19 protein-coding genes are annotated in these 18,909 nt (G+C 62.2%); 6 read left to right on the plus strand and 13 right to left on the minus strand.

Annotation, left to right across the window (positions count from 1 at the left end; translation table 11 throughout):
• Positions 1-119 precede the first annotated feature (119 nt).
• The 3 genes from dapD (at position 120) to ATY77_RS11015 (ending at position 2,859) form a co-directional block, all read left to right on the plus strand.
• Positions 120-980, plus strand: a complete 861-nt coding sequence (dapD, locus tag ATY77_RS11005; protein ID WP_088687338.1) for a 2,3,4,5-tetrahydropyridine-2,6-dicarboxylate N-succinyltransferase — start codon at positions 120-122, stop codon at positions 978-980.
• A 102-nt stretch (positions 981-1,082) separates the two neighbouring features.
• Positions 1,083-2,276, plus strand: coding sequence for a succinyl-diaminopimelate desuccinylase (gene dapE / locus ATY77_RS11010; RefSeq protein ID WP_088687339.1), 1,194 nt, complete (start codon positions 1,083-1,085; stop codon positions 2,274-2,276).
• Entirely contained in the window at positions 2,263-2,859 is a 597-nt protein-coding gene (locus ATY77_RS11015; RefSeq protein WP_088687340.1) for a hypothetical protein, read from the plus strand. Before dapE ends, ATY77_RS11015 begins: the two co-directional genes overlap by 14 nt.
• A 16-nt stretch (positions 2,860-2,875) precedes the next feature.
• Here ATY77_RS11015 and truA read toward each other — a convergent pair whose 3' ends face one another.
• The 6 genes from truA to ATY77_RS11045 all read right to left on the minus strand — a co-directional run bounded on the left by truA (position 2,876) and on the right by ATY77_RS11045 (position 7,480).
• Positions 2,876-3,676, minus strand: coding sequence for a tRNA pseudouridine(38-40) synthase TruA (gene truA / locus ATY77_RS11020; RefSeq protein ID WP_088687341.1), 801 nt, complete (start codon positions 3,674-3,676; stop codon positions 2,876-2,878).
• The gene (gene fmt / locus ATY77_RS11025; RefSeq protein WP_088687342.1) at positions 3,676-4,611 is read right to left on the minus strand and encodes a methionyl-tRNA formyltransferase; all 936 of its coding nucleotides are present in this window, start codon (positions 4,609-4,611) and stop codon (positions 3,676-3,678) included. Before fmt ends, truA begins: the two co-directional genes overlap by 1 nt.
• Before the next feature lie 20 nt (positions 4,612-4,631).
• A complete protein-coding gene (locus ATY77_RS11030; protein ID WP_088687343.1) occupies positions 4,632-5,051 on the minus strand; it encodes a type II toxin-antitoxin system VapC family toxin in 420 nt (139 codons plus the stop codon).
• Positions 5,048-5,308 (minus strand): plasmid stabilization protein, encoded by a 261-nt coding sequence (locus tag ATY77_RS11035; protein WP_088687344.1) that lies wholly within the window; start codon positions 5,306-5,308, stop codon positions 5,048-5,050. The genes ATY77_RS11030 and ATY77_RS11035 overlap by 4 nt, the downstream gene beginning before the upstream one ends.
• Positions 5,309-5,370: 62 nt before the next feature.
• Positions 5,371-5,886 carry a peptide deformylase gene (gene def / locus ATY77_RS11040; protein WP_088687431.1) on the minus strand — a complete coding sequence of 172 codons (516 nt, stop codon included), beginning with the start codon at positions 5,884-5,886 and terminating at the stop codon, positions 5,371-5,373.
• Positions 5,887-5,983: 97 nt separating this feature from the next.
• Positions 5,984-7,480, minus strand: coding sequence for a globin-coupled sensor protein (locus ATY77_RS11045; protein WP_088687345.1), 1,497 nt, complete (start codon positions 7,478-7,480; stop codon positions 5,984-5,986).
• A 204-nt stretch (positions 7,481-7,684) separates the two neighbouring features.
• On the opposite strand from ATY77_RS11045, the gene ATY77_RS11050 reads away from it, so the two are divergent.
• From ATY77_RS11050 to ATY77_RS11060, 3 genes are all read left to right on the plus strand, one after another.
• Positions 7,685-8,908: a DNA recombination protein RmuC gene (locus ATY77_RS11050; protein WP_088687346.1), complete on the plus strand. Its 1,224-nt coding sequence runs from the start codon at positions 7,685-7,687 to the stop codon at positions 8,906-8,908.
• Between the two features lie 83 nt (positions 8,909-8,991).
• Complete coding sequence (locus ATY77_RS11055; protein ID WP_088687347.1) at positions 8,992-9,891, plus strand: ribokinase; 900 nt, start codon at positions 8,992-8,994, stop codon at positions 9,889-9,891.
• 241 nt (positions 9,892-10,132) lie between these two features.
• Positions 10,133-12,466, plus strand: a complete 2,334-nt coding sequence (locus ATY77_RS11060; protein ID WP_088687348.1) for a methyl-accepting chemotaxis protein — start codon at positions 10,133-10,135, stop codon at positions 12,464-12,466.
• A gap of 79 nt (positions 12,467-12,545) precedes the next feature.
• Here the strand turns inward: ATY77_RS11060 and ptsN are convergent, their stop codons facing one another.
• The 7 genes from ptsN to lptC all read right to left on the minus strand — a co-directional run bounded on the left by ptsN (position 12,546) and on the right by lptC (position 18,794).
• Positions 12,546-13,010 (minus strand): PTS IIA-like nitrogen regulatory protein PtsN, encoded by a 465-nt coding sequence (ptsN, locus tag ATY77_RS11065; RefSeq protein ID WP_065281989.1) that lies wholly within the window; start codon positions 13,008-13,010, stop codon positions 12,546-12,548.
• Between the two features lie 73 nt (positions 13,011-13,083).
• Positions 13,084-13,659, minus strand: coding sequence for a ribosome-associated translation inhibitor RaiA (raiA, locus tag ATY77_RS11070; protein ID WP_088687349.1), 576 nt, complete (start codon positions 13,657-13,659; stop codon positions 13,084-13,086).
• Positions 13,660-13,951: 292 nt separating this feature from the next.
• Positions 13,952-14,869 (minus strand): EamA family transporter, encoded by a 918-nt coding sequence (locus tag ATY77_RS11080; RefSeq protein WP_088687351.1) that lies wholly within the window; start codon positions 14,867-14,869, stop codon positions 13,952-13,954.
• Positions 14,870-14,956: 87 nt separating this feature from the next.
• Positions 14,957-16,516 carry an RNA polymerase factor sigma-54 gene (gene rpoN / locus ATY77_RS11085; protein WP_088687352.1) on the minus strand — a complete coding sequence of 520 codons (1,560 nt, stop codon included), beginning with the start codon at positions 16,514-16,516 and terminating at the stop codon, positions 14,957-14,959.
• 152 nt (positions 16,517-16,668) lie between these two features.
• Positions 16,669-17,445, minus strand: coding sequence for an LPS export ABC transporter ATP-binding protein (gene lptB / locus ATY77_RS11095; RefSeq protein WP_088676648.1), 777 nt, complete (start codon positions 17,443-17,445; stop codon positions 16,669-16,671).
• Between the two features lie 38 nt (positions 17,446-17,483).
• Entirely contained in the window at positions 17,484-18,113 is a 630-nt protein-coding gene (locus ATY77_RS11100; protein WP_088687353.1) for an LptA/OstA family protein, read from the minus strand.
• 15 nt (positions 18,114-18,128) lie between these two features.
• Complete coding sequence (gene lptC / locus ATY77_RS11105; RefSeq protein ID WP_088676646.1) at positions 18,129-18,794, minus strand: LPS export ABC transporter periplasmic protein LptC; 666 nt, start codon at positions 18,792-18,794, stop codon at positions 18,129-18,131.
• Positions 18,795-18,909: the final 115 nt, after the last annotated feature.

Raw genomic sequence — 18,909 nt, forward strand, 5'->3', positions numbered from 1 at the left:
TGCCCGAAAAATCATTCCATTCTACGGGCGCATGCTGTAGAGCAGGACACAATCCCGCCAACCGCAATTCCGGAGACTGCGCCGTCTCCACGATAAAGATCGAAGTTTAAGGAATTCCCATGAGCGCCACCGACCTCGCATCCCTCGAAAAGACCATCGAAGCCGCCTTCGACAATCGCGACAATGTGAACACGTCGACGAAGGGCGAGGTCCGCGACGCGGTCGAAGCAGCGCTCAATCTGCTCGACGAAGGCAAGGCGCGCGTGGCGACGCGCGGCGCCGACGGCGCCTGGACGGTCAATCAGTGGCTAAAGAAAGCGGTGCTCCTGTCCTTCCGCCTCAACGACATGGAAGTGGTCAAAGGCGGCTCGGGCAATTCTACCTGGTGGGACAAGGTTCCCTCGAAGTTCGAGAACTGGGGCGAGAACCAGTTCCGCGCCGCGGGCTTCCGCGCCGTGCCGAACTGCGTCGTGCGCCGCTCGGCCTATATCGCGCCGAACGCGGTCCTGATGCCGTCCTTCGTCAATCTCGGCGCCTATGTCGGTGAAGGCACGATGGTCGATACCTGGGCGACGGTCGGCTCCTGCGCGCAGATCGGCAAGCATGTGCATCTCTCCGGCGGCGTCGGCATCGGCGGCGTGCTGGAACCGATGCAGGCCGGCCCGACGATCATCGAGGACAATTGCTTCATCGGCGCCCGCTCCGAAGTGGTCGAGGGCTGCATCATCCGCGAAGGCTCGGTGCTCGGCATGGGCGTCTATATCGGCAAGTCGACCAAGATCGTCGACCGCGCCACCGGCGAGGTGATGTATGGCGAAGTGCCGCCCTATTCCGTCGTTGTCGCCGGCTCGATGCCGTCGGGCAATGCCACGATGGCGAACGGCCAGCCGGCGCCGCATCTCTACTGCGCCGTGATCGTCAAGCGCGTCGATGAAAAGACCCGCTCGAAGACCGGCATCAACGAGCTGCTTCGCGATTGATGACATCGGGAAATTGATCCGGTAAACAGGCGGGCGTCTTTTTGCGCGAGGCGGTCCTGCCTTGCCATGTCTTTGCCATTCCCGCTGGATAGTTCGACTGCCATGACCGCTACCGATCCCGTCGCCAATCTCCAGACCCTGATTCGCTGCCCGTCCGTGACGCCCGCCGAAGGCGGGGCGCTGACGGCGCTGGAGGCCATGCTCGCGCCGCTCGGCTTCAAGATCGACAAGGTGAAGGCGAGCGAAGAGGGCACACCCGATATCGAAAACCTCTATGCCCGGCTCGGGAACGACGGTCCGCACCTGATGTTCGCCGGCCACACCGATGTCGTGCCCGTCGGCGACGAGGCCGCCTGGACGCATCCGCCCTTTGCGGCTGAGATCGCGAAGGGCGAGCTTTTCGGCCGCGGCGCGGTCGACATGAAGGGCGGCATCGCCTGCTTCGTCGCCGCCGTCGCCCGCCATATCGAAAAGAAAGGGCCGCCCAAAGGCTCGATTTCCTTCCTCATCACCGGCGACGAGGAAGGGCCGGCGGTCAACGGTACGATCAAGCTGCTGCAATGGGCGGCCGATCGCGGCGAACGCTGGGATGCCTGCCTCGTCGGCGAGCCGACCAATCCGGACAGGCTCGGCGACATGATCAAGATTGGCCGGCGCGGCTCGCTGTCGGGCAAGATCACGGTTCATGGCGTGCAGGGCCATGCGGCCTATCCGCATCTCGCCGACAATCCGGTGCGCGGCATTCTGCAGCTGACCGAGGCGCTGATGGACCCGCCCTTCGACGGCGGCACTGACAACTTCCAGCCGTCGAACCTCGAAGTGACCACCATCGACGTCGGCAATCCCGCGACCAATGTCATTCCGGCCAAGGCATCGGCAAGCTTCAACATCCGCTTCAACGATAGCTGGACGGCCGAGACGCTCAGGGCCGAAATCCTGCGGCGCCTCGACGCCGCCGCCCGCGACGGCGGCTTGCGACCGGGCCGCGAGCCGGTGAAATACGACATCGTCTGGGCCGACCGGCCGAGCCATGTCTTCCTCACGCGCAACAACGCCCTGATCGCCTCGCTGTCATCCGCCGTCGAAAGTGTCGCCGGCCGATCGCCGGCGCTTTCGACCACCGGCGGCACGTCGGATGCGCGCTTCATCAAGGATTACTGCCCGGTCGTCGAGTTCGGCCTCGTCGGCCAGACGATGCACATGGTCGACGAGCGCGTCGCCGTTTCCGATCTGGAGATGCTGACGGCGATCTACGAGACCTTCATCGCCCGCTGGTTCGCCAATGCCGGGTCTTAAGGAAGTCCAATATTATCTGGCCGGCCTCTGGCTGCTGATCCGGCTGGATCCGCGCGGCTTCCGCTTCCTCGACATGTCGGAGCGCGGCGTCAATCGTTCGTTCTGGGCGATGGCCTGGTGCCTGCCCCCGATGGGCATTTCCTGGCTCTGGTGGCGACAGGCCTTCCTGCGGGCGATGCCGCCGGAAGCCGATGTCGACTTCGCCTTCTATGTCAGGCTCAGCCTCGTCGAAATCGCCAACTGGTTCGTGCCGCTGGTCTTTGCCGGGCTGCTGCTGCTAGCCTTCCGCATGGGCGAACGCTTCGCGCCCCTCGTCGTCAGCGTCAACTGGCTCGGCGTGCCGCTTTCCTACATCAACGGGCTGCTGCTGGCGCTGGTCTTCTTCCTGCCCGGAACTGTCGGCTTCGTCTCGCTGCTGCTGCTTGCCTGCATGCTGGCGCAGGTCTTCGTGCTGGCGCGCATTCTCCGGATGATCTGCTACGGCCACGCGCTGATGGTCGGCGCGCTGACGCTGGTGCTGCTCGTGCCGCCGATGATCCTTTCGGAATATCTCCAGCGCTTCCTCGGCATCTATCCGATCTGACTGGAACAGCGGAGCTTTAAGACAGATCGTCGTCGGTTTCGTCGCTCGGCCTTCGCCGGTCGGTGATCACCTCGGGATAGTCCACCTGCATGAAATAGAGCCCTTCCGGCGGCGCCACCGGGCCGCAGGCCTTACGATCCTGCGCCTCCAGCGCCGCCTGCACGTCGTCTGGTGTCCATTTGCCTTCGCCGGCAAGCTTCAGCGTGCCGGCGAAGGACCGGATCTGGTTGTGGAGGAAGCTCTGAGCGGTGGCGCGGATCTCGATCAATTCGCCGCTCCGCGTCACATCAAGCCGGTCGAGCGTGCGCACCGGGCTGTTTGCCTGGCAATGGGCGGAACGGAAGGTGGAAAAATCGTGCCTGCCGACCAGCCTCTGGGCGGCGGCATGCATGACCTCGTGGTCAAGCGCCTTCGGCACCCACCAGGCCTTTCCGGCCTCCAGCGCCAACGGCGCGCGGCGGCTGACGATGCGGTAGAGGTAGTGGCGTCTCAGCGCCGAGAAGCGGGCATCGAAAAAGTCAGGAGCCGCCTCGATGTCGACAATGGAGACACGCTCGCCGGCGAGCCGCAGATGCGCGTTCAGAGCGTTCTGCAGCTTGTAGGGCGACCATTCCTTCGAAAGATCGGCATGGATCACCTGGCCCATGGCGTGGACGCCGGAGTCGGTGCGGCCGGCGCCGCGGATCGAGACGGTTTCGCCGGTCAGCGACAGCACGGCGGCCTCGATCGCGCCCTGCACCGAGGGACCGTTCTCCTGCCGCTGCCAGCCGACATAGGGGCCGCCGTCATATTCGACGGTCATGCGGTAACGCGGCATCAGGTGAGCCTCGTGCCTGCCGCCAGCGGCGTGCCCCTGAGAAAATCGGCTGCGGCGAGCGGCCTGCCGCCCGCCTTTTGCAGCCGTGTCAGCCGCACCGCGCCAGAGGCACAGGCAATCAGGAGATCATCCGTCAGCAGCTCTCCGGCAGCGCCTTCACCCTCTCCCAGCTCCGAGCCCAGCACCTTCACCCGTTCCGGCTTGCCGCCGACTTCAAGTTCGAACCATGCGCCGGGGAACGGCGCGAGGCCACGGATATGATTGTGCACATCCTTGGCATCTCTGGCAAAATCGATGCGGGTCTCGGCCTTGTCGATCTTGGCGGCGTAAAGCACGCCCTCTGCCGGCTGCGGCGTCAGCGGCAGGTCGTTCATCTCCAGCTTCACCATGGCTTCCGCCATCGCCTTGGCGCCAACTTGCATCAGCCGGTCGTGCAGTTCGCCCGCGGTCATGTTCGGGCCGATCTCGACTTCGCGGGTCAGCGCGACGGCGCCGGTATCGAGGCCCTTGTCCATCTTCATCACCATCATGCCGGTCTTTTCGTCGCCCGCCATGATCGCCCGCTGGATCGGAGCCGCACCCCGCCAGCGCGGCAGCAGCGAGGCATGGCCGTTATAGCATCCGTCCCGCGTGCCGTTCAAAATCGCCTCCGGCAACAGCAATCCGTAAGCAACGACGACGCCGACATCGGCATTGAAGGCGGCAAACCTCTCGCGCTCGTCCGGATCTTTGAAATTGACGGGCGTGAAGACGGGAAGACCGAGCAGCTCGGCCGCCTGGTGCACCGGCGATTTCTGCAGATCGAGCCCGCGCCGACCGCCCGGCCGCGGCGGCTGCGTATAGACCGCAACGATCTTATGCCCGGCATCGACGAGCAGCCGCAGGGTTGGGACCGAGAACTCCGGGGTTCCCATGAAGATGATGCGAAGGGACATTCTATCTCGCCAATTGAGGATCAGCCGTCTTCAAACGGGTTTACGAGCTTGAGATCAAGCCCCTCGAAATCTCTGGTGTTACGGGTGGCGAGCGTTGCGCCGTTCGAAAGGCAGATGGCGGCGATCATGGCGTCCTTCGTTTCCATCGGCCGTCCCGCCTTTCTGCGCGCCGCAGCCAGAAGGCCGTAGCGATTCGCTGCGCTCAGGGAAAACCCCAGCAAACGGCCGGAAAATTCGGACTCGATCCGGTTGAAGTCGGAGATCAACGCCGTCTTTCGCCTTCCGTCACCAAGGCGTTCAAGCCCGTAGCGCATTTCCCCGACCGAGATCGTGGTCAGGAAAAGCGTCTCGACGTCGTAGGCGTCCAGCCAGTTCAAGATCCGCTCACTGTGCGTCCGTCCCTGCAATTCGGAAATCACATTCGTATCGAGCACGATCATCTGTCGAAACGCGGTGGCTCGCGGTCGCGTTCGTGGCGGGCTGCGGCGATGGCTTCGACTTCGTCTTCGCTCAACCTTTCCTCGCCAATCAGAGAGCGCAGGCGCTGCCCGGCGGAAGCACCCGAGCGCTCCACCGCAATCTGGCGGCGGATGATTTCGATCGCTTCCTCCGAAAGGCTGCGGCCGTTGCGCTGCGCGCTTTCCTGAAGTTGCCGCTTCATCGCTTCGGGAACATCTCGAATAAGCAGGTCACCCATCGGCGCCTCCGTAGCGATATCAGCGATATCATAACGTCTCGCCGGCGCATTTTCAACGCTGGTCAGAGGGCCTTGGATTTCGCCGCCTTAGTGAATTTCTTGATCACCATCTCCCGCTTCAGCCGCGAAATATGGTCGATGAAGAGCACGCCGTTCAGGTGGTCGATCTCGTGCTGCAGGCAGGTGGCGAGCAGGCCGTCGGCTTCCACCGTCTGTTCCTTGCCGTTCCGGTCAAGAAATTTCACCGAAACGATCGCCGGACGCTCGACCTCGGCATAGTAATCCGGAATCGATAGGCACCCCTCCTCATAGACGGAGCGCTCGTCGGAGGATTTGACGATTTCGGGATTGATGAAGACCTGCGGCTGCTTTTCTTCGCCCTCGCGCGCGATGTCGATGACGAGCATGCGGCGCGGCACGCCGATCTGGATGGCGGCAAGGCCGATGCCCGGGGCATCGTACATCGTTTCCAGCATGTCGTCGGCAAGACGCTGCAGGTCGGCATCCACCCGCTCGATCGGCTTGGATATCTGGCGGAGGAGAGGATCAGGAAGAATGATGAGTGGCTTAATGGTCATGGCGTTCCCATAACCCATCTTTTCCGACTATGGAATTATCCGGCGGCGAGGGAGCGCGCTTTTTTGCCTCCCCGCCCCGAATTTTGCCATATTCGCGTCACGCCGCCCGGCGGGCAGCGATGGCCGAACGGCCCTCGGGCTGGGCGCGGAAGCGCCGCAGCAGCGCGATCAGGCTCTCCACCTCATCCTTGAGACGGCGGGTTTCCGCCGAGGTATGCTCAACCATGCCGGAATTCTGCTGGGTGATCTCGCCCATGCTGCGGATCGCCACGCTGACTTCGTTGACGCCGGTCGCCTGATCGCGCGCGGTGGCGGCGATATCGGCGACGAAACGGTTGATGATGTCGATACGGCTGATCATGTCGTTCAGCGCCTCGCCGGTGCTGGAAACGATGTCGACGCCTTCATTGACCTGCGTCGAGCTCTGCGAGATCAGGTTCTTGATCTCCTTTGCGGCTTCCGCCGTGCGCTGGGCGAGCTGGCGGACTTCCTGGGCGACGACGGCGAAGCCCTTGCCGGCATCGCCGGCGCGGGCCGCCTCGACACCGGCATTTAGCGCCAGCAGATTGGTCTGGAAGGCAATCTCGTCGATAACGCCGATGATCTTGGAGATTTCGGTCGAGGATTTCTCGATGCCGGCCATCGCCGAGACGGCACTGGTGACGAGTTCGCCGGAGTTCTTCGCCTTTTGCTGCGTTTCGCGCACGGCGTCCGACGCCTTCTCGGCATTGGCGGCCGTCTGGCCGACGCTGACGGAAAGCTGCTGCAGGGCGGCCGAACTCTCCTCGACGCCGGCCGCCTGTTGGGCGGTGCGCAGCGCCAGATCGTTGGTCGCGTTGGAAATGACGTCGGCACCGCTCATGATATGACCGGAGGTTTCGCGCACCGATGCGAAGGACTGGCGAAGGGCGCTGACGGCACGGTTGTAATCCTCGGCCATCTGCTTGAAATTGCCCGGCAGATCGGCCGGCAGCGTGGCGTCGAGGTCCCCATTCGACAGCGCTTCCAGGCCGCGACGCAGCTGCTCCAGTGCCATTGCCTGGTCGGCCTCGGCCCTGGCGCGCTCTTCTTCCAATGCGCGGCGCTTCGCTTCAAGCGCCTCGAGGTAGACAGAGATCGAATAATCCATGTCGAGCATGCCGGCCTTGATGACGGCCGACAGCTTCTCGGCCAGCTGTTTGCCCTGCTGGCGCGCGAAGATGGACGGCCATTGCTTCTCCATGATGCCCTTGACGAGTTCGGACATGAGGATGGCATAGCCGCCGATATACCAGCGCGGCTCCAGCCCGATGCGGGCATGCGTGCGGCCGACGGCGGTCACGCCGGCGACATAGGTCTCGTCGAAGGCGCCGCCGGCGAGATTCGCCCAATGATCCTGCTGGCGCTTCTTGGCATGGCCCATATGGGATTTGTCGGAAAAGAAGCTCCCGACGGCGGAGGTCTTGGCGATCTTGGCGTAAAATTTGTCGAGCGCGCCGCCAATCAATTCGCCGATGACAGGGCGCAGATCCCGCATCGACTTGCGCGCGGCGTCGTCCAGTTCGATGAAATCGAGGCGCTGCCTGAGGGCATTGTCAGTCTGCTGGAACGTCATGGGGATCTCTGTACTTGGCGCGAATGCGCGGGAGGGAATTTCTGCGCCACAGGTTTTGGCGAATATAGTTGAGCAATGGTTAAATTAGCCCGCGATTTCTTCTCACGAGGGAAGAAGACCGACAGCTTGCGAAGATATTGGGGACCATCGATTTCGTTCACGTTTTGATCTATATCTCGCCGTTTCTTCTGTTATGGTTCCAGGATGACCAGTCATTCCGAATCGCTCACACTTTCCCTTGGCTCGATCAGCCCGGCCATGCTGGCGCTTGCCGGCGGGGCTTTCGCTGCCCTGATCCTGCTGGCGATCGTCCTTCTTCTGCGCAGCGCCGGCCTTCGCCGCGAGCAGGCGGAAGAGGCGAGCTTTCGCGCCGCCGAGAGCGAGGCGCGCATGGCCGAGCTTCTGAAGATCCAGGCGGAGATGCAGGGCCGGATCACGGCCATGACCGAGGTCTTCGGCGCGCGGCAAAGCGAGCTCAACCAAGCAATCAACCAGCGTCTCGACGGCATGTCGCAGCGCATGAGCTCGACGATCACCGAGCAGACGAAATCGACGCATGAAAACCTGCAGCGGCTGCAGGAGCGGCTGGCGGTCATCGATGCCGCGCAGAACAATATCCAGACGCTCGCGAAGGACGTCGTCGGGCTGCAGGCCATTCTTTCCAACAAGCAGACGCGCGGCGCCTTCGGCCAGTCGCGCATGGAAACGATCATCGCCGACGGCCTGCCGATGGGCGCCTACACCTTCCAGCCGACGCTTTCGAACGGTTCGCGGCCGGACTGCACGATCCGCATGCCGAACGACGCGCCGGCACTGGTGATCGATGCGAAATTTCCGCTGGAAGCCTGGAATGCGATCCGCGATGCCGGCAGCCCCGAAGCCGGCAAGATCGCAAGCCAGCAGTTTCGCCGCGACATGGACGTCCATATCCGGGACATTTCCGAGAAATACCTCATCCAGGGGGAAACCCAGGATACGGCCTTTCTCTTCGTGCCGTCCGAATCGATCTTTGCCGAGATCCACGAGAATTTCGAGCCGGTGGTGCAGAAGGCGCATCGTTCGCGCATCGTCATCGTCTCGCCGTCACTGCTGATGCTGTCGATCCAGGTCATCCAGGCCGTGCTCAAGGACCAGCGTATGCGGGCGCAGGCGCATCTGATCCAGGGCGAGGTGGCGCTCCTGATGGACGATCTCGGCCGCCTCGACGAGCGGGTGCGCAAGCTGCAGGGTCATTTCGCCATGGCCCAGAAGGATATCGACATGGTGGTCACGTCAGCCGACAAGCTGACCAAGCGCGGCGCCAAGATCGAGGCGCTGGAATTCGAGGCCGGCGGCGACGGCAAGCCTGCCCGCGACAGCGAGCCTGCGGCCAAATCGGTGGAAAGCCGCACCGGCCTTCTGAAACTCCGGGTGGTTGACGAGGAGTGACCGCTTCGGGCAGTGTCTGCTCCACATTTTAAAAGCGTTGGAGCATGACGTCGCCCGCATGTTCCAAAGGACGGGACATCCTCATGATCACAGTTTTCGGGTCCATCAACATGGACCTCATCGCCACAACGGACCGCCTGCCGAAGCCCGGCGAGACGGTTGCCGGCAATGGCTTTGCCACGGCCGCCGGCGGCAAGGGCGCCAATCAGGCGCTCGCAGCGCGCCGCGCCGGCCGCTACGTGCATATGGCCGGCGCCGTCGGCAAGGATGCCTTCGCGGCGGATGCGCTTGCCCTGCTCGATGATGCGGGAACCGACCTTTCTCTCGTCAGGCACGTCGATGGTCCGACAGGCACCGCGCTGATCCTCGTTGGCGGTGACGGCGAAAACATGATCGCCGTCGTTCCGGGTGCCAACGGTCTGGTGACCCCTGCCGACGCCGAAGCGGCGGTCGGCCGCATGAGCGAAGGCGATATCCTGATGCTGCAGCTCGAAGTGCCGGTCGCAGCCGTCGAGCGCGCACTTTCGGCAGGCGGGGCCAAGGGCATCACCAGCATTCTCAACCTCGCGCCACTGATTCCGGACGCGCCGCGCCTCGGCCGGTTGGCCAGTATCGTCATCGCCAATGAGACCGAGTTCGAACGGCTTGCCGGACAGGACGGGCTGGACGCCGAAGCGCGCGAGGCCGCCCTCGTCCGCCTGCATCAGGAGACCGGCCAGACGCTGATCGTGACGCTCGGCGGCGACGGCGTCATCGCCATCCGCGACGGTGCAATTTCAAGGGCGCAAGGGCTGGTGATCGACCCTATCGACACGGTCGGCGCGGGCGATACTTTCTGCGGCTATTTCGCCGCGAGCCTCGACGACGGGCTCGATTTTCCTTCGGCGCTGCGCCGCGCGGCGGTTGCCGGTTCGCTGGCATGCCTCAAATCAGGGGCGCAACCTTCGATCCCCCTGAGCGAGGAAGTCGCAGACAGGATATAAGTTAGGTCTCTTTGCGAAACCGCCGGTAACGCCCCTTAAATCTAAGGGAGTTTCTTGCGGTTTTGCTTATGCACGCGACTAAAATTTCATTCAAATTTAAGAGATCTCTGGCGATGTTGCTCATGATCGCCGGCCTCTACTGCCTTTGGTTCCGGCCTCCATTTGGCTGCTCCATGACGGAGCGGTGCTTTGCTCCTGTGCCGAAGAATGCCCGTTCGGCGCATCCTTGCCCGAGGAACCCATGTTCATTTTTCGCATGAAATCGCTAGCGGCGAAACTCATCGTCATTACCGGTGTCGCCATCGCGCTTGTTCTCGCCGTTTCGAACTTTTTCCTCATTGGCCAGACCCGGGATCGCGTCCAGACGCTGACGATGGATCAGGCCAATCTCGAGGCAAAAGCGATCGCCAATGAAATTGCCGCTAATGTCGGCGAACTCGCCAGCGCCGCGCGCAGCATGTCAGGGGTCATCGGCCGTGCCCATGAAGGCAAGTCGCTCGATCGCAAGGGCATGATCAACGTGCTGAAAGCCAATCTCGAACAGAATGCCTTCGCCTTCGGCAGCTGGTTCTGCGAACAGCTCGGCGCCCTCGACGGCAAGACGACCGAGATCGCCAACAACAACGACGAAGGCACCAACAAGAACGGCGCCTTCACGCCCTACTGGTCGAAAACCAAAGATGGCGGCGTCCAGTATTCGACGTTCGACAATGATTATACCGCCGAATGGTGGAAGCTTGCCGCCGACAGCGGCAAGGGCGCGATCACGACACCCTATCTGGCCGAAGGGACCGACGTACCGACGCTGCTGACCTCGATCGCCTATCCGGTCACATCGGGCGGCAAGATGATCGGCGTCGCCGGCGTCGACATCTCGCTGAAGTCGCTGACCGACAAGCTGCAAGCGCTGCATCCTTTCGGCTCCGGCCGCGTCACGCTGCTGTCGCAGACCGGCAACTGGATCGTCGCGCCGATCCCCGACCTGATGACCAAACAATATGACGGTGAAGGCGCCGATATCGTCAAGTCGGCGCTGTCGGGCAAGCAGCCCGGCCTGGTCAGGAACCTCACCTATGACGGCCTCGATCCCTTCGACCGCGTCGTCTATCCGTTCGAGGTCCCGGGCGTCAACGCCACATGGGTCGTGCTCGTCGACGTCCCGCACACGGTGATCAACGCGCCGGTCCAGGACCAGACCTACATGATGATCGCGACCGGCCTGATCGTGCTCGGCGCGGTGATGCTCGCGCTCTATTTCGCCGTCCGCGCGTTCGTGCAGCGGCCGCTCGGCAGCCTCGTCGCCAGCGTCAAGGCGCTTAGCGACGGCGAATATGCCGAGCCGGTCGCCGCCCAGGACCGCAGCGACGAAGTCGGTTCGGTCGCCAAGGCGCTCGAAGGCTTCCGCTTCAAGCTCGCCGACAGTCAGCGCCTCGAAGACGAGGCCGTCAACCAGCGGCAAGCCGCCGAGACCGAACGCAGCCGCTCGGAATCGGAACGTCAGCAATCGGTATCGCTGCAGCGCCATATCGTGTCGATCGTCGGCGCCGGCTTGTCCGAGCTGTCTCACGGCAATCTCGGCTACCGCATCACCGAGGAATTCCCCGGCGAATACGGCAAGCTGAAGCAGGACTTCAACGCCGCCCTTGCGAGCCTCGAAGAGACCATCAACACGATGAATCTCAGCGTCGTCAATATCGGCGCAGGCACCGGCGAGATCAGCAACAGCGCTTCCGACCTCGCTAAACGCACCGAGCAGCAGGCGGCAAGCCTGGAAGAGACGGCCGCTGCGCTGAACGAGCTCACCGCGCAGGTCGATTCCAGCGCCGAGAACGCGCGCACGGCAGCCGACAACGTCAATCTCGCCTGCCAGGATGCCGAGAAATCCGGCGAAGTGGTGCAGAAGGCGATCGCCTCGATGCAAGGGATCGAGCAATCTTCGACGGAGGTCTCGCGGATCATCGGCGTCATCGACGAAATCGCTTTCCAGACGAACCTGCTCGCCCTCAACGCCGGCGTCGAAGCCGCCCGCGCAGGCGAAGCCGGCAAGGGCTTTGCCGTCGTCGCCCAGGAGGTGCGCGAGCTCGCACAGCGTTCGGCCAACGCCGCCAAGGAGATCAAGACGCTGATCAACACCTCGGCGGTCCAGGTCAAGGAAGGCGTCGATCTCGTTGGGCGCGCCGGCGGCACGCTGCATAAGATCGCCGAACAGGTAATGGGCATCAACAGCCTCATTCGGCAAATCTCGGCGTCTGCCAGCGAACAGGCCGTCGGCCTGAAGGAAATCAACCAGGCCATGAACCAGATGGATCAGGTGACGCAGCAGAACGCGGCGATGGTGGAGGAAGCTACCGCTGCCAGCGTCGCGCTCAACGACGAGGCGCAGACGCTGAAGGCGCTCGCCACCCGCTTCAGGGTCTCGGGTTCCGGCAATGCGGCGGCTCTCGCCTCCGTCGCGCAGCAGATGCGTGCGCCTACTGCCCCTGCGGTCCGCCACGCTGCCGCCGCAGTTCGCCGGCCGGCCGCCGCATCACGCGGTTCGGCTGCGGTGGCGCGGGACAGCTGGGAAGAGTTCTGAGCCCTTCCGTTCAGCTCGCTATCAATGAAAAAGGCGCCCGGGAGACCGGGCGCCTTTTTCGTTCGGAAACGGACAGCGTTCAGGCGGCGTTCGACGTCTGCTCTTCGTTCAAGAAGGCATAGATCGCTGAAGCGGAATCGGTCGCGCGCAGCTTTGCGACGAGATCATGATCGCGCAGCACGCGGGCGATACGCGACAGCGCCTTGAGGTGGTCGGCGCCAGCGCCTTCCGGCGCCAAAAGCAGGAATACGAGATCGACCGGCTGGTCGTCCAGCGCCTCGAAATCGACCGGCTGCTCCAGCCGGGCAAAGATGCCGACGATCGAATGGATGTTCACCAGTTTGCCGTGAGGAATGGCAATGCCGTTGCCGACGCCCGTCGATCCCAGGCGCTCCCGCTGCAGGATGACGTCGAAGATCTCGCGCTCGGAAAGCCCGGTGATCCTGGAGGCTCTTGCTGCCAATTCCTGAAGCAACTGTTTCTTGGAATTTACTCTAAGGGCGGGAATGATCGCATCCTGATGGAGCAAATCTGCCAATGCCATTTCTTTTTCCTTCTGTCGCCGGGATCAGATGACGCAAGGAGCGGCGGTAACACCGCCGCTCATCGCCCTGATCTCAGCCTTTGATATTGGCCGAATCGATCCAGCCAATATTTCCGTCGTGGCGACGGTAAACGATGTTCAGATGTTCCTTGCCGGGGCTGCGGAACAGGAGAAGCGGCTCGTCGGTCATGTCGAGCGCCATCACGGCGGTGGCGACGGACATGGTCTTCAATTGCTTCGTGCTTTCAGCGACGATCGCCGGGGCGAAATCGTCGGGAATTTCATCTTCGTGATCAGGAACGGCATCCATAACCGTGTAGGAAACTTCTGCAAAACCATTCAGATGGTTTCCGGCATGATGGTCCTTCAGCTTGCGCTTGTAGCGGCGCAGACGCTTTTCGATGCGCTCGGAAGCGGCGTCGAAAGCAAGCTGAGGATCGGTCGCTTCGCCGGCCGCATGCAACACCACGCCACTGTCGAGATGGAGCTTGCAGTCTGCGGAGAAACGGGAACTCGCCTTTTCCACGGTCACCTGGCCGGAATACCCCCCGTCGAAGTATTTCGTGATGGCCATACCAATTTGGTCCTCGATCTTTTGACGGAACGATTCACCAATTTCCATATGTTTCCCGGATACACGCACACTCATGGAGTTTCCCTTCTTATGGTCGTTTGCGGGTATCAGTTTACGCCAAGCCTCAGGTTCATCCAAGCACTTCGCGCAATCTCAAGCAAGATCGGCGCAAGCCTGCGTGTCCTTGGTACCCTTTGGATGATGGGGATAACTCCAAATGCCGTCTACGGCATCGATTGCGGCGGGCTTCTAGACGGGGGCCGCCGAAAAGTCAATAGGGACGCCGGATTCGCATTGGCGGCTGCCGGAAAGCGTGTAGCGGGCTAGCTGCCTGGAAACGCCGCCGCCGATTCTCCCGCAATCGTTCTCAGCCGCTTCGGGCCGGCATAACCGCCGCCCTTCTCTGGGGGATCGTCATGGCTGCGACGCCCAGAATGACGCAAACGAATCCGATCCACGCCGTCGGGCTCAGCGTTTCGCCGAGGAACACCATGCCGATCGCAACGCCGATCGGCACCCTGAGATAGGCCTGCGAGGTGGTTCCGACGGAACCCAGCGTCTGGACGAGGCGAAAATAGATCGCGAAGGCGAGAGCGGTGGAAAAAGCGGAAAGGGCGAGCAGCGCCAGCACCGATGCTGCGGAGGGATCAAGTTCCCACGGCCGATCGACCAAGAGGCTCACCGGCAGGAGAATGACGGCGCCCGAAATCAACGAGTCGGCCGCCGGCACGGCGGGATCGAGCCCCTTGAAGTTCTTGCTGAAAATTGCGGCACCTGCGTAACAGATGGTCGCCAGGATGATGGCGATCTGTGCCGTCAGGCTTTCACCGAGTCCGGCCAGCGATTCGATGCCGATGACGAGACAGATGCCGGTCAGCCCCGATATGACGCCGAAGAGCTTTCGCAAGGTCACCTGCTCGTGGCGGGTGATCAGGACCGTCAGCAGGAAGGTGAAGATCGGCGTTGCCGAATTCAGGATCACCGCCAGTCCGGCATCGACGGATTGCTCCGCCCAGGCGATCAGCGTGAAAGGAACGACGCTGTTGAGCCAGGCCTGAACGAAGAACTGGCCCCATGTCGCACGGTCGCGCGGCAGCCGGACACCCCGGTAACGAAGAATGGCGAGCAGAATGCCGCCGGCGATCAACGTGCGCGCAGCGATCAGGGTGACGGGCGGGATGGTCTCGACGCCGATCTTGATGAAGGTGTAGGAGGAACCCCAGAGGGTGGCGAGCGCCAGCAGCAGGGAAAGCTCCCTGGCAAGGCTCGGGTTCTGCTGCGTCATGGTCGGCACTTCGACATTCGTTGAGACAAGCGAGGGGTAGCAGAATAGGCAGCAGAATGCTTCGATCCGGATCGAAGCATTCCAGCGTCAGAAGCCGGCGACCTTGGCGAGCGCCCGCTTCTCGCGGCGGCGCTGGACCGAGGAAGCGATGTTCATCGCCTCTCTATATTTGGCAACCGTGCGGCGGGCGAGGTCGATGCCGCTCTTTTTCAGCATGTCGACGATATCGTCGTCGGAGAGCACCGCGTCGGGGCTTTCCTGCATGATCAGCGCGCGGATCTTGTGACGCACGGCCTCGGCCGAATGGCTGTCGCCGCCCTCGACGGCGCTGATCGAAACCGTGAAGAAATATTTGAGCTCGAAGAGGCCGCGCGGCGTCAGCATATATTTGTTGGACGTGACGCGGCTGACTGTGGATTCATGCATCTTGATGGCCTCGGCGACCGTCTTGAGGTTCAGCGGGCGCAGATAATCGACGCCGTGCAGCAGGAAAGCATCCTGCTGGCGAACGATCTCGCTTGCCACCTTCATGATCGTCTTTGCCCGCTGGTCGAGGCTGCGCGTCAGCCAGTTGGCGCTCTGCAGACACTCGGAAAGAAAGGCATGATCCTCACCGTTCTTGGTCACGCGGGAAAAATAGGACTGGTTGACCAGCACGCGCGGCAGCGTATCCGGATTGAGCTCGACCAGCCAGCCGGCTTCCGCGGAGGGCCTGACGACCACATCGGGCATGATGGCTTCGGAAACGCCGGCCTCGAAGCCGCTGCCGGGCTTGGGATTGAGCTGACGGATCTCGGCGAGCATGTCGAGAAGGTCTTCCTCATCGACGCCGCAAAGGCGCTTCAGCGTGGCGAAATCGCGCCGCGCCAGAAGTTCGAGATTTTCGACCAGCGCCTGCATGGCGGGGTCGTACCGGTCCTTCTGCTTCAGCTGGATCGCCAGGCATTCCGACAGGCTGCGGGCGAAAACACCAGACGGATCGAGCGTCTGAAGGGCGGCAAGCACACGCTCGGCCTGCGCGAGGCTCGTGCCCAGCCTTTCGCCCGTCTCGGGCATATCGGCCTGCAGATAACCCGCATCATCGAGCTGATCGATGAAGTTCTGGGCGATCAGCCGGTCGGTCATATCGGGCAGGACGAAGGGGATCTGCTGGGCGAGATGATCGCGCAGCGACACCTGGCCGGCGACGAAATCATCGAGATCGTAATCGGCGACCTCGCCGCTGCCCGGCATCGACTTCCACTGGCTGACGAGCTCCGGCGCGTCGAGCCGCTGCGGCGCGCCGTCATCTGGGAAGACATTGGTATAGTTGGCGTCGAGCTCGTCGTTCAGCCGGCTCGTGCTGGCGCTGCCGCCATTGTCGTACCAGTCGCTGGAGAGCGCCTCGGTGCGGCTGTCGTAGCCGTCGTCGGCTGCGGCGTCCTCCGGCTGATGGTTGTAATCCGCGTCGTCGGTTTCGCCGCGTTCGCCAGTTGCCTCGCCGTCATTCGACGGAAATTCGAGCAGCGGGTTTTTTTCCACTTCCTGGGCGATGAACTGAGTGAGTTCAAAATGCGTCATCTGCAGCAACTGGATGGATTGCATCAGTTGCGGTGTCATCACCAATGACTGGTTCTGGCGCAGGAAAAGATTGGCGGACAGTGCCATGACGGACGCGAAACTCCCCACGATTCCTTGGGAAACCGCGTCCGATCAACGCCTCAGGCCACGGAAATCCAACTTGGCCCAAAAATTGCTTTTTTATCGGGTTTGGTCAAGCGGAACTGTGCCGCCATGGTGAATTTCTGCCCGTTCCGCCGTCAGAGGCTGAAATTGTCACCGAGATAGAGCCGGCGCACTTCGGGATTGTTGACGATGTCGTTGGCGCGGCCGTGGGTCAGCACTTCCCCGGCATGGATGATATAGGCGCGGTCGATCAGGCCCAGCGTCTCGCGCACATTATGGTCGGTGATGAGAACGCCGATGCCGCGGGCCGTCAGGTGGTGGACGAGATTCTGAATGTCGGCGACCGAGATCGGGTCGACGCCGGCGAAGGGCTCGTCGAGCAGCATGAAGGTCGGGTCGGTGGCAAGGGCGCGGGCGATTTCCAGGCGGCGGCGTTCACCACCCGAGAGGGCGACGGCGGCACTCTTGCGCAGCTTCTGGATATGGAATTCCTCCAGAAGCTCGTTCAGCTTCTGCTCGCGCTCGGCCTTGTCCTTCACGTGCACTTCGAGGACGGCGCGGATGTTCTCCTCCACCGTCAGCCCGCGGAAGATCGAGGCTTCCTGCGGCAGATAGCCGACGCCGAGGCGCGAGCGGCGGTACATCGGCATGGTCGTGACTTCGTTTCCGTCGATCTCGATCGTGCCTTCATCCACCGGCACGAGGCCGGTGATCATGTAGAAACAGGTGGTCTTGCCGGCGCCGTTCGGGCCGAGCAGGCCGACGGCCTCACCACGGCGCACCACCAGCGAAACGCCGTTGACGACGCGACGCGTCGCATAGGTCTTCGTCAGACCACGTGCGATCAGCGTTCCCTGATAGCGGCTCTTGTCGGCGGCACCCGAGGCTTGCGGCTCAGGTTTGCCGAACATGGTGGATAGCGATGACAATTTCACGTGGGCGGCCGGTTTCAGTTCTGCTTCTGCTGCTGCGATTTCGGATCGAGCTGAATCTGGACACGCCCGCCGCAGCTTTCAAGCTCCGCCTGGCCGGTTTGCATGTGAACCGTCAGCTTACAGCCGGTGAAAACGTTCGGCCCGTCCGACAATATGACTTTATTTCCCTCATCCGCCGTAAGGATGAATGTCTGCGAGGCCATGTCGAAATTACCGTCATCGGCGGTCGCCGTCTGGGTGCCCGAGACTAGGTAGACCTTGTCCGTCACCAGGATCTTGTCGATATCGGCGCTGCCAGATGCAAGCGAGGCCGACTGCTGCGGCTGCGCGGCGGGCTGGCTCCCATCGGCGGCCGGCTTTGCCGCCTTATCCTTGTAGTAGACAGTCATCTTGCCCGACTGCATGGTCGTCGTCCCCTGGACGACCTTGACGTTGCCGGTGAACAAAGCAGTGTGTTCCTGATCGTGGATTTCGAGCTTGTCGCTTTCGATCTGGATCGGCTGGTCGTTGGAAAGCTTCATGCCCGGCATCGAGGCCGTCGCCTGCTGCGCGCCAGCGCCGGAGGCCGTCAGAATAAGGGCAAATGCGCCGGCAATGAGTGCCAGGCCAGTCTTGCAAGTGGAAATGCGACAATCTTTTGTCATAGGTGACCCGGCTGGTTAAGTGCCCTGTTTATGGATGGTGGTAGGATCGACATTCATGCGAACATTCCCCTCAAATGTGATCACGCGCCCCTTATCGGTGATCTGAAGCGTGTTCGCAACTATGGAGGCATTGTCCTTGGTGATGGTGACGGGATCGTCGCTGCGCATGTTTCCGCCCTTGATGTCGAGATGGGCGGACTGGAATTTCGCATTGAGACCGCTGCTCAGCACCAGGGTGAAGGGGGTCGTCATATGCAGGTTGTCGGTGGCGCGATTATAGTCGGCGGTCGAGGCGACGACACGGGCGATCAGCCCGTCATTCATCGGCACGGCAGCCTTGATGGTTTCAAGTGTGATGAGATCGGGATCGCGGATATCCTGCAGCGCCCTTTCGGCAAGCATGGAATAATTGATGCCGTCGGAATTGCGTCCCGAGATCGCCGGCTTTTCCATCACGACCTTGCCGTTTTCGATCTTGGCGCCTTCGATCTTGATATTTTCGGGCAGGTAGGTGCGGATCACCGACACCGCAATGAAGGCGAAAGAGACGATCAGGGCTGCCGCAGGCAGCAGGACCTTCAGCCGCCGCACGCGGGCGGAATGGAACAACGCATCGCCATAGGGGGTCTTGCCGGACCCCGCAAAAGCGGCGCTTCCGTTGTTCTTCAGGGTATCGAGCATATGCCTCGTCCATGTGCGGTGATCGCCGCGCCTTCGTAACAAAGCCGGCCGCCAATCACAGTTCGTTTCGCATTATTACATTGGCTTGCCAATATGGAATTTTTTCTGCAACAAG

This window comes from Rhizobium sp. R634 (genome assembly GCF_002211305.1).
GTDB lineage: Bacteria > Pseudomonadota > Alphaproteobacteria > Rhizobiales > Rhizobiaceae > Rhizobium.

Excerpts from the sequence above, each read along its gene's own strand:
- dapD (WP_088687338.1), top strand. The coding sequence starts at position 120 with ATGAGCGCCACCGACCTCGCATCCCTCGAAAAGACCATCGAAGCCGCC.
- dapE (WP_088687339.1), top strand. The coding sequence starts at position 1,083 with ATGACCGCTACCGATCCCGTCGCCAATCTCCAGACCCTGATTCGCTGC.
- ATY77_RS11015 (WP_088687340.1), top strand. The coding sequence starts at position 2,263 with ATGCCGGGTCTTAAGGAAGTCCAATATTATCTGGCCGGCCTCTGGCTG.
- truA (WP_088687341.1), bottom strand. The coding sequence starts at position 3,676 with ATGCCGCGTTACCGCATGACCGTCGAATATGACGGCGGCCCCTATGTC.
- fmt (WP_088687342.1), bottom strand. The coding sequence starts at position 4,611 with ATGTCCCTTCGCATCATCTTCATGGGAACCCCGGAGTTCTCGGTCCCA.
- ATY77_RS11030 (WP_088687343.1), bottom strand. The coding sequence starts at position 5,051 with ATGATCGTGCTCGATACGAATGTGATTTCCGAATTGCAGGGACGGACG.
- ATY77_RS11035 (WP_088687344.1), bottom strand. The coding sequence starts at position 5,308 with ATGGGTGACCTGCTTATTCGAGATGTTCCCGAAGCGATGAAGCGGCAA.
- def (WP_088687431.1), bottom strand. The coding sequence starts at position 5,886 with ATGACCATTAAGCCACTCATCATTCTTCCTGATCCTCTCCTCCGCCAG.
- ATY77_RS11045 (WP_088687345.1), bottom strand. The coding sequence starts at position 7,480 with ATGACGTTCCAGCAGACTGACAATGCCCTCAGGCAGCGCCTCGATTTC.
- ATY77_RS11050 (WP_088687346.1), top strand. The coding sequence starts at position 7,685 with ATGACCAGTCATTCCGAATCGCTCACACTTTCCCTTGGCTCGATCAGC.
- ATY77_RS11055 (WP_088687347.1), top strand. The coding sequence starts at position 8,992 with ATGATCACAGTTTTCGGGTCCATCAACATGGACCTCATCGCCACAACG.
- ATY77_RS11060 (WP_088687348.1), top strand. The coding sequence starts at position 10,133 with ATGTTCATTTTTCGCATGAAATCGCTAGCGGCGAAACTCATCGTCATT.
- ptsN (WP_065281989.1), bottom strand. The coding sequence starts at position 13,010 with ATGGCATTGGCAGATTTGCTCCATCAGGATGCGATCATTCCCGCCCTT.
- raiA (WP_088687349.1), bottom strand. The coding sequence starts at position 13,659 with ATGAGTGTGCGTGTATCCGGGAAACATATGGAAATTGGTGAATCGTTC.
- ATY77_RS11080 (WP_088687351.1), bottom strand. The coding sequence starts at position 14,869 with ATGACGCAGCAGAACCCGAGCCTTGCCAGGGAGCTTTCCCTGCTGCTG.
- rpoN (WP_088687352.1), bottom strand. The coding sequence starts at position 16,516 with ATGGCACTGTCCGCCAATCTTTTCCTGCGCCAGAACCAGTCATTGGTG.
- lptB (WP_088676648.1), bottom strand. The coding sequence starts at position 17,445 with ATGTTCGGCAAACCTGAGCCGCAAGCCTCGGGTGCCGCCGACAAGAGC.
- ATY77_RS11100 (WP_088687353.1), bottom strand. The coding sequence starts at position 18,113 with ATGACAAAAGATTGTCGCATTTCCACTTGCAAGACTGGCCTGGCACTC.
- lptC (WP_088676646.1), bottom strand. The coding sequence starts at position 18,794 with ATGCTCGATACCCTGAAGAACAACGGAAGCGCCGCTTTTGCGGGGTCC.